The organism is Streptomyces turgidiscabies Car8 (genome assembly GCF_000331005.1).
Classification (GTDB): domain Bacteria; phylum Actinomycetota; class Actinomycetes; order Streptomycetales; family Streptomycetaceae; genus Streptomyces; species Streptomyces turgidiscabies.
Genome location: NZ_AEJB01000110.1, coordinates 1 through 7,898, shown reverse-complemented (window position 1 = coordinate 7,898; position 7,898 = coordinate 1). Strand labels below are relative to the sequence as shown.

The 7,898-nt window shown below is 72.9% G+C and carries 3 protein-coding genes and 1 pseudogene; 1 reads left to right on the top strand and 3 read right to left on the bottom strand.

Translation table 11 applies throughout. The features are described from left to right. Positions 1–1,387, bottom strand: a 1,387-nt coding sequence (gene eccB / locus STRTUCAR8_RS06495; RefSeq protein WP_006374700.1) for a type VII secretion protein EccB, incomplete at its 3' end; no start/stop codon positions are given. A gap of 308 nt (positions 1,388–1,695) precedes the next feature. Next, positions 1,696–3,096 carry a type VII secretion integral membrane protein EccD gene (eccD, locus tag STRTUCAR8_RS06490; RefSeq protein ID WP_006374696.1) on the bottom strand — a complete coding sequence of 467 codons (1,401 nt, stop codon included), beginning with the start codon at positions 3,094–3,096 and terminating at the stop codon, positions 1,696–1,698. A 302-nt stretch (positions 3,097–3,398) separates the two neighbouring features. Here eccD and STRTUCAR8_RS06485 point away from each other — a divergent pair, with 302 nt between their 5' ends. Continuing rightward, the gene (locus tag STRTUCAR8_RS06485; RefSeq protein WP_044471737.1) at positions 3,399–7,331 is read left to right on the top strand and encodes a type VII secretion protein EccC; all 3,933 of its coding nucleotides are present in this window, start codon (positions 3,399–3,401) and stop codon (positions 7,329–7,331) included. 224 nt (positions 7,332–7,555) lie between these two features. Here STRTUCAR8_RS06485 and STRTUCAR8_RS06480 read toward each other — a convergent pair. After that, positions 7,556–7,898, bottom strand: a pseudogene (locus STRTUCAR8_RS06480) (helix-turn-helix transcriptional regulator); the annotation flags it as partial.

The following is a 7,898-nucleotide window of genomic DNA, read 5'->3' as shown; positions in this document are numbered from 1 at the left end:
ACTCCGCGTAACCCAGCGCGGCGAGAGCCGCCTTCGAGGCCACCCGGTACTTCACGCCGTCGTCGCCCACGAAGTACGTCGCCGCGCCGACCGCGCCGCCGCCCGCGCTCAGCGCCCGCACCAGCACACCGTGGCCGGGCCGCACCACGACCGCGTCCACCGGCAGACAGGCCGCCGCCACCGGATCGCCGCTCGCCTGGGTGACCGGGGCGAGCTCGCTCTCCCGCACCAGCAGGGAACCGACCCGGACGCCGTCCGAGCCGGGCGTCACCTGCGCGCACGCCGTCCAGCCGGCCGGCACGCGCAGCGCGCGAGGCGGGGCGTCGGGAAGACCGGAGGCCGAGGGGTCGACGCCGGTACTGCCCGGCGCCTGGTGGTCCTTGAGCACGTCCGCGCCGACCGGCAGAGCGGCGGGCGAGGCACCGGCGTACGCCTTGGCGCGGATGTCCGGATCGCCCAGCAGCAACGCGGCACCGGTCGCGGTGACCGGGACCAGACCCTCACCGCGCAACAGGTAGTACTGGCCGCCCGCTTCGGTGCCGGCCCCGGCGCCCGAGTCGGCGCCCGGCACCGTGACCTGGAACACCTGGCCCACCTTGGTCGCCGTACCGCCCAGCGACGGCCCCGCCGACCCCAGCCCCGGCACCTGCGGCGGGGCCAGCGCGGCGCCCGGCACCAGGGCGTCCAGGAAGGCGGCGGAGACGGGACGCGGGGTCACCGAGCTGTACCCCAGCGAGAGCAGCGCGCCCGACTCGGTGTCCAGCGGCAACCGGCTGCCCTGCCACACCAAATACGTCTTCTTGTCCGGGCCGCTCACCAGCACCGCCGCCCCGGCGTCGACCGGGTCGCCCGCTACCGCGCCCCCGGCGACCAGGGCGGTCACGGGGCGCGTGGTGACCGTACCGTCCGCCGCGGCCGTGCTGCCCAGCGCCGAGCAGACCTGCCAGGCGCCGGACTCCAGGTCACCGGTGCCGGGCACCGAGTCCGGCGCCCCGGCGATACCGACCGCGGCGCCCACGGGCGTGCCGCGGAGCGACGCCGTGGACACGTCGGTGGTCTTCAGCTTCGCGCCGCCGATCAGCAGCGCGGAGGAGTAGTTGCGCACCGGCCGAAGCCGTCCGCCGAGGTAGAGATAGCGGGCCCCCGTCTCCCGGTTGACGATCAGGCTCTCGCCGCTGCGCCAGGAGTCGTTGCCGCCGGGCGACACCAGACCGAACACCACCGCCCCGGCGGCGATCAGCACCGTGATCAGCAGCCCGGCCACCGCACCCCGGGTGGTACGCCCGAGCGGGCTCTCCGGGGCGTCCGGATCGGCGAGCAGCATGCCCGAGGTGAGCCGGCTCATGATGAAGGTGTGCGCCTGCACCTGGTCGCGCTTGGACTGCATGGACCGCGGGTCCTTCCGATAGGCCGGGGTGGCGGGGTGGAATCGGGCGGTGGAGCTGTACGGGCCGTCCTGGCGGGGTGGGGCGGGGTCCGGGTGGACCCCCGCTGGTTCGGGTACGCCGGTCGCCCCTGGCCGCTTGCGGCCCAACCAGGCGCCTGTCCCGCCGCGCCAAGCCTGTCGCCTGCTCTGCCAGGGCCGCCAGACAAGTGGTACGACCTCTCCGCCCAGCGCCGGTAAGCCAGTTGCACGACCCGTGCCGCCCGCACAGCCCGTGCCGGTCGGACCGCCGGGGGCACCCGCACCGGCTGTCAGCCGGTGATCGCGCGCAACGCGGCGAACACGCCCAGCACCCACAGGGTCAGCGGGAGCAGGGCCATCGCCAGCAGGGAGTGCACCAGTTCGGCCGCCCGGCCCCAGTACGGCAGCATGCGCCGCCCCGGTACCGTCCACGAGGCGACGGCCAGGACGGTGGCCAGCGCGAGCAGGCCCACCACCAGCAACGGTCGGTCCGCAGGCTCCGTGTCCACGGCCAGCGCGAGCACCAGGAGGGCCACACCGAGCGAGCCCGGCAGCACCAGGGCGAGCCGCTGCCACACGTTGACCATGCCCCGGCCGTGCAGCAGCAGGAGCAGCGCCAGCGCCACCGCGGTCAGGGTCTCCGGCAGGCCGGGGTTCCTGGTCAGCGGCACGAGCGCGCCCGCGCACAGGACGCCGGTCGCCGCGTACAGGCCGGTCATCCAGCCGCTCGCGAGTTCCGTACGGGTGGCGACATCCCGTCCGTTGTAGGGCTCGATGCCCTCCTGGAGCTGCTGCGCGTTCGTCGGCAGCGCCGGCATCCGCATCCCGGCCAGCTTGAACGACAGGGAGGGTACGAAGCCGCCCAGCAGCACCGCCAGCACGGCCACCGTCGCAGCCGCGCCGTCCACGGAGAGGTCGAGGACGCTCATCAGGCCCCCTGCCAGCGCCCCGGCCACGGCCACCAGCGCGGACGCCACGAACAGGGGCGTACGTACGGCTGCCAGGGCCAGCGCCAGCACCGCGCCCCCCGCCCCGGCCGCCGCGGCCGCCAACAGCCGGGCGCCCAGCACCTGGTGGGCGTCCGGACCGGCGATCTCGCCGCCCGGCACCAGCCAGCCCGCCAGCGCCAGATAGGGCGCCGCCATGAATCCCAGGGTCGCGCCCGCCGCCGCGTCGCCGACCGCCCGGCTGGCCGAGGCGGCCCCCGCGAGCAGCAGCAGCCCGGCCACACCGGCCGTGCCGATCCGGACCCCGGCCGGGCCGCCGGGCCAGGCCAGCACCAGCAGGCCGAGTGCCAGGGCGGCCACGGTCATGCCGAGCAGCAGCCGGCGGCCGGCGGCCGGGTTCCAGCCGTGCAGCCGGTCCCGGGTGACGTTGGCGATACCGTCCACCAGGTCGTCGAGCCGGACCTCGGGCAACGACTCGGTGTGCGGGCGGAGATACACCACCTCGCCGTCCTTGAGGTCGAGCGCCTCCAGGGTGCCCTCCTCGTCGAGCGGGGCGCCGCCCAGGCGTTGCAGGACCCAGCCGTCGTGCTCCAGCCCGTTCTCCTCGATGTCCTCCCCGGCGTACCGCAGCACGGTGGGCAGCAGATCGGCCACGGGTACGTCGGCGGGCACCGCCAGATCGATGGTCCTGGCCGGGGCCCGTACCGTGAGGCGGCACAGGCCCGCCACGGAGCTGTCGGTCATCGTGGGGCTCACGTCTCCAGAAAGTTCGGGTGGGGGACTCGCTCGCGTCCGCTTGGACGTACGAGTTGATGACATGCAGACTACTGACCGCCGATCGAACGGAATTATGGGTCCCGTTTCAGTGGCGTGTCACAAATTCCCACCGGCACAGCCCAGTTGGCCGGGTCATGACGGGGGTGGCATTTCAGCCCCTGGTCCAACCCCTGATCCAACCTCTTGTCCGACTTGTTCAACCCTTCGAAGGAGCATGTCCGTTGAGCGTGGTTCTGTTCCGCAGGCCGGCCCGCCGCCGGGGTCCGGACATGCCCGAGGGCGAGCTGACTCTCCAGGAACCACCGACGCTCCCCGAGGTCGTCGCGGACAGCTCGGCGATCTGGACGTATCTGCCGATGGCCATGATGTCGGTGTCGATGATGCTGATGTTCATCAGGCCCGGCGGCGGCAACGGCGCGTTCATGTACATCGCGCTCGGCATGATGGTGCTGGCGTCCGCGGCCATGATGGTCGGCCAGGTGATGCGCAAGGCGGGCGAACGCAAGGAACGGCTGCGCGGTGAGCGCCGCGACTATCTGCGCTACCTCACCCAGACCCGCCGCAAGGTCCACCGGGCCGTCGTGGAGCAGCAGTTGGCGCTGGCCTGGCGGCACCCCGACCCCAAGGTGCTGCGCACCATGGTGCGGACCACCCGCCTCTGGGAACGGCGGGTCAAGGACGAGGACTTCGGCGAGGTGCGGATAGCCGTCGGCGACCAGCAGTTCGCCATGCGTCTCAACCCCCTCTCCACCAAGCCCGTCGAGGACCTGGAACCGCTCAGCGCCCACGCCCTGCGCCGCTTCGTCCGCGCCTACAGCACGGTGCCCGAGCAGCCCATCGCCCTCTACCTGCGCTCCTGGTCCCGGGTCCTGACCCGTGGCGACGACGCCGCCGTACGCGCCATGGTGCGGGCCGCTCTCTGCCAACTCGCCCTGTTCCACCCGCCGGAGGAGCTGTGGGTGGCGCTGTGCGTGTCCGACGAGCGGCGCGCGGAGTGGGAGTGGGTGAAGTGGCTCCCGCACAACCTGCACCCGCAGGAGCAGGACGGCGCGGGCCCCGCCCGGATGGTCGCCACCGCCTTCAACGACCTGGAGGACCTGCTCGGCGCCGAGTTCACCGAGCGCCCGGTCTTCGATCCCGAAGCGGTGCCCGGCCGCGACGAGCCGTTCACGGTGATCGTCGTCGACGGCGTCACCGTGCCCGCCGGTCACCGTCTCGACGGCCCCGGCTTCCGCAACACCATCGTCCTCGACCTGTCCGGTTCCCTCACCTGGCGCCCCGGCCGTTCCACCCTGCGCCTGGACGTGACCCCGGCAGCCGTCCGGCTCGTCCGCACCGACCGCACCCGCAAGGAACAGACGACACTGCTCGGCCGCCCCGACCGGGTCGGCCCGGCCGCCGCCGAGTCACTGGCCCGGCTGATCGCCCCCTACCGGATGGGCCTGACCGCCGACTCCGCCGAACCGCTCGCCGCCGACGTCCAGTTGACCACCCTGCTCGGCATCCCCGACCTGTACCGGCACGACCCGACGACCCTGTGGCGCAAACACACCGGCGCGGCCCGGCTGCGTGTGCCGGTCGCGATCGGTGCCGACGGCGGTCCCGTCGAACTCGACATCAAGGAGTCCGCGCAGGGAGGTATGGGCCCGCACGGCATGCTGATCGGCGCCACCGGCTCCGGCAAGAGCGAACTCCTGCGCACCCTCGTGCTGGGGCTGGCGCTCACCAACTCCTCCGAGACCCTGAACTTCATCCTGGTCGACTTCAAGGGCGGCGCCACCTTCCTCGGCCTGGACGAACTCCCGCACACATCAGCCGTGATCACCAACCTGGCCGACGAAGTCGCCCTGGTGGACCGGATGCAGGACGCCCTGCACGGCGAACTCATCCGCCGCCAGGAACTGTTGCGGTCGGCCGGAAACTACAGCTCAGCCCTGGAGTACGAGAAGGCACGCGCGGCCGGCACCCCGCTGGCGCCCCTCCCCAGCCTGTTCATCGTCGTCGACGAGTTCAGCGAACTCCTCGCCGCACACCGCGAGTTCATGGACCTGTTCGTGATGATCGGCCGTCTGGGCCGGTCCCTCGGCGTCCACCTGCTCCTCGCCTCCCAGCGACTGGACGAGGGTCGCATGCACCAGCTGGAGAGCCACCTCTCCTACCGGGTGGGCCTGCGGACCTTCTCCGCGATGGAGAGCCGGGGTGTCCTCGGAGTCCCCGACGCCTACCAGCTGCCCTCGCAGCCCGGCGCGGGCTTCCTCAAGAGCGGCGTGGACGCACTGACCCGCTTCCGGGCGGCCTACGTCTCCGGCCCGTACCGGCACCGGCGGGGCGCCGTCGTACAGGCGCGGGTGGCCAGCCAGGTGGTGCCCTGGTCGGCGGGCTGGGTGGTGCCACGCACCCCCGCCGCCGTACCCGAACCGGAGCGCGAGGAGGAGACCGAGTCCACCGACAGCCTGCTGTCCGTGGCCCTGGACCGGCTGCGCGGCCACGGCCCCACCGCCCACCAGGTCTGGCTGCCCCCGCTCGGCGCACCCCCCACCCTGGACACGCTGCTCCCGGGCCTGGCCCCCACCCCCGACCGGGGCCTGTCCGCAGCCGGCTGGCCCGGCACAGGGCGCCTGCGGGTACCGGTCGGCCTCGTCGACAAGCCCTTCGACCAGCGCCGCGACCCCCTCGTGGTGGACCTCTCGGCGGGCGGCGGCCATGTCGCCATCGCGGGGGGCTCACAGAGCGGCAAATCCACTGTCCTGCGCACCCTGATCACGTCACTCGCGCTCACCCACACCCCGGCCGAAGTCCAGTTCTACTGCCTCGACTTCGGCGGCGGCACCCTCTCCTCCCTGGCCGGCCTGCCGCACGTCGGCGGGGTCGCGGCCCGGCTCGACAGCGAACGCATCAGCCGTACGGTGGCCGAGGTCACGGCAGTGCTCAACCAGCGCGAGCAGTTCTTCCTCGACAACGGCATCGACTCCATGGCCACCTACCGGCGGCGCCGGGCGGCGGGGGAGTTCGCCGACGAGACGCACGGCGACGTCTTCCTCGTCGTCGACGGCTGGGCCCAGGTCAAGCAGAACTTCGACAGCCTGCTGCCCACCTTCAACCAACTCGCCACCGGTGGCCTGAACTACGGCATCCACCTCATCGTCACCACCACCCGCTGGGTGGAACTGTCCGCGCAGATCCGCGACCAGAGCGCCACCCGCCTCGAACTGAGGCTCGGCGACACCATGGACTCCGTGGTGGACGTCCGTAAGGCCGCCACCGTGCCCCGCACTCCGGGCCGAGGCCTGACCGTGGGCGACAAACTCCACTTCCTGACGGCGCTGCCGCGCATCGACGGCCAGAACGGCGCCGAGGACCTCGCGGACGGCGTCACCGCCCTGGTGGAGAAGATCGCCGCGGAGTGGAGCGGTCCGCCCGCCCCGCCCGTACGTATGCTCCCGCACCGCCTGCCGGCCTCCGCGCTCCCGCCGGCCGAACTGGGCGACGGCCTCCGCCTGCCCCTCGGATTGGACGAGGAGACGCTTTCCCCGGTCTGGCACGACTTCAGCCGCACCCCGCACCTGGTCGCCATCGGCGACGCCGAGAGCGGCAAGACCAACCTGCTGCGCCTGGCCGCCAACGCCATCACGTCCCGCTACACCGCCGCCGAGGCCCGCGTCCTGGTCGTCGACTACCGCCGCGATCTGGTCGACGCCGTCCCCGCCGAGTACCAGCTTGGCCACGCGGTCTCCGTGGACGCCCTCAAGGAACTGGTGGGCGGCTCCGCCCGCGCCCTCAAGACCCGCCTCCCCGGCCCGGACATCACCCCGGCGAGGATGCGGCTGGCGGACTGGTGGAACGGCCCCCGGCTGTTCGTCCTGGTGGACGACTACGACATGGTCGTGGGCAGCAACAACTTCGACCACCCGTTCGCCCCGCTCTTCGACCACCTGGCCCTCGGCCACGAACTGGGCCTGCACGTCATCGCGGTCCGCTCGGCGACGGGCGCGGGCCGCGGCCTGAACGACCAGCTCCTGCGCCGCCTGGACGAGGTCAACACCCCCGGCGTCCTGCTGTCCTGCCCCCCGAGCGAGGGCTACGTCTTCGGCAACATCAAGCCCCGCAACCTACCCCCGGGCCGAGCCCAGTACGTGGTACGCCGCAAGCCCACCCTGATCCAGACGGCGGAGGTGGACAACGCCACCCCGCCCGGCACCTGAGGACCCGCCCCCACCACCCCAGCAACACCTCTTCAACGCCACCCGCCCCCTCCAGCCCGCCCGCCACCCCTTTCACCCGTCCGACCGCCCCTCCAGCCCGCCCGGCACCCCTCCAGCACCGGCCGCATCTCCAGCCCGGTCCGGCACCCTTCCATCGCCGGCCCGCATTTCCAGCCCGTCCGGCGTTTGAGGACAAGGCCCGTTCAGGGCCGGAGGGGGGTCTGGCGGTAACGGTGCAACGGAAGCAGTGGTTCGGTGCGGGTGACGAGGACGAGGCGCAGGCCCCGCCCGGCGTGGTGCAGGACGAACGCCAGTTGCTCCGCGATCTCCGGCGCGTTCACCCGCTCGTACTCGTCGAGCACGAGGACCACGGGCCGGCCGTGATCGTTCAGCTCGGCGGCGAGCGCTGCGAGCAGCTTGCGGTCCACCGTGGAAGCGTCCGAGGGGGTCCCGACCGCGTCGGACGCCAGTGCACCGCAGGCACTCAGGGTCTGCAGGACGTACGCCCAGAACACCCCGGGACGCCGGTCCCCCGCTTCGACGGTGAGCCAGGCGACCGGCGACCGC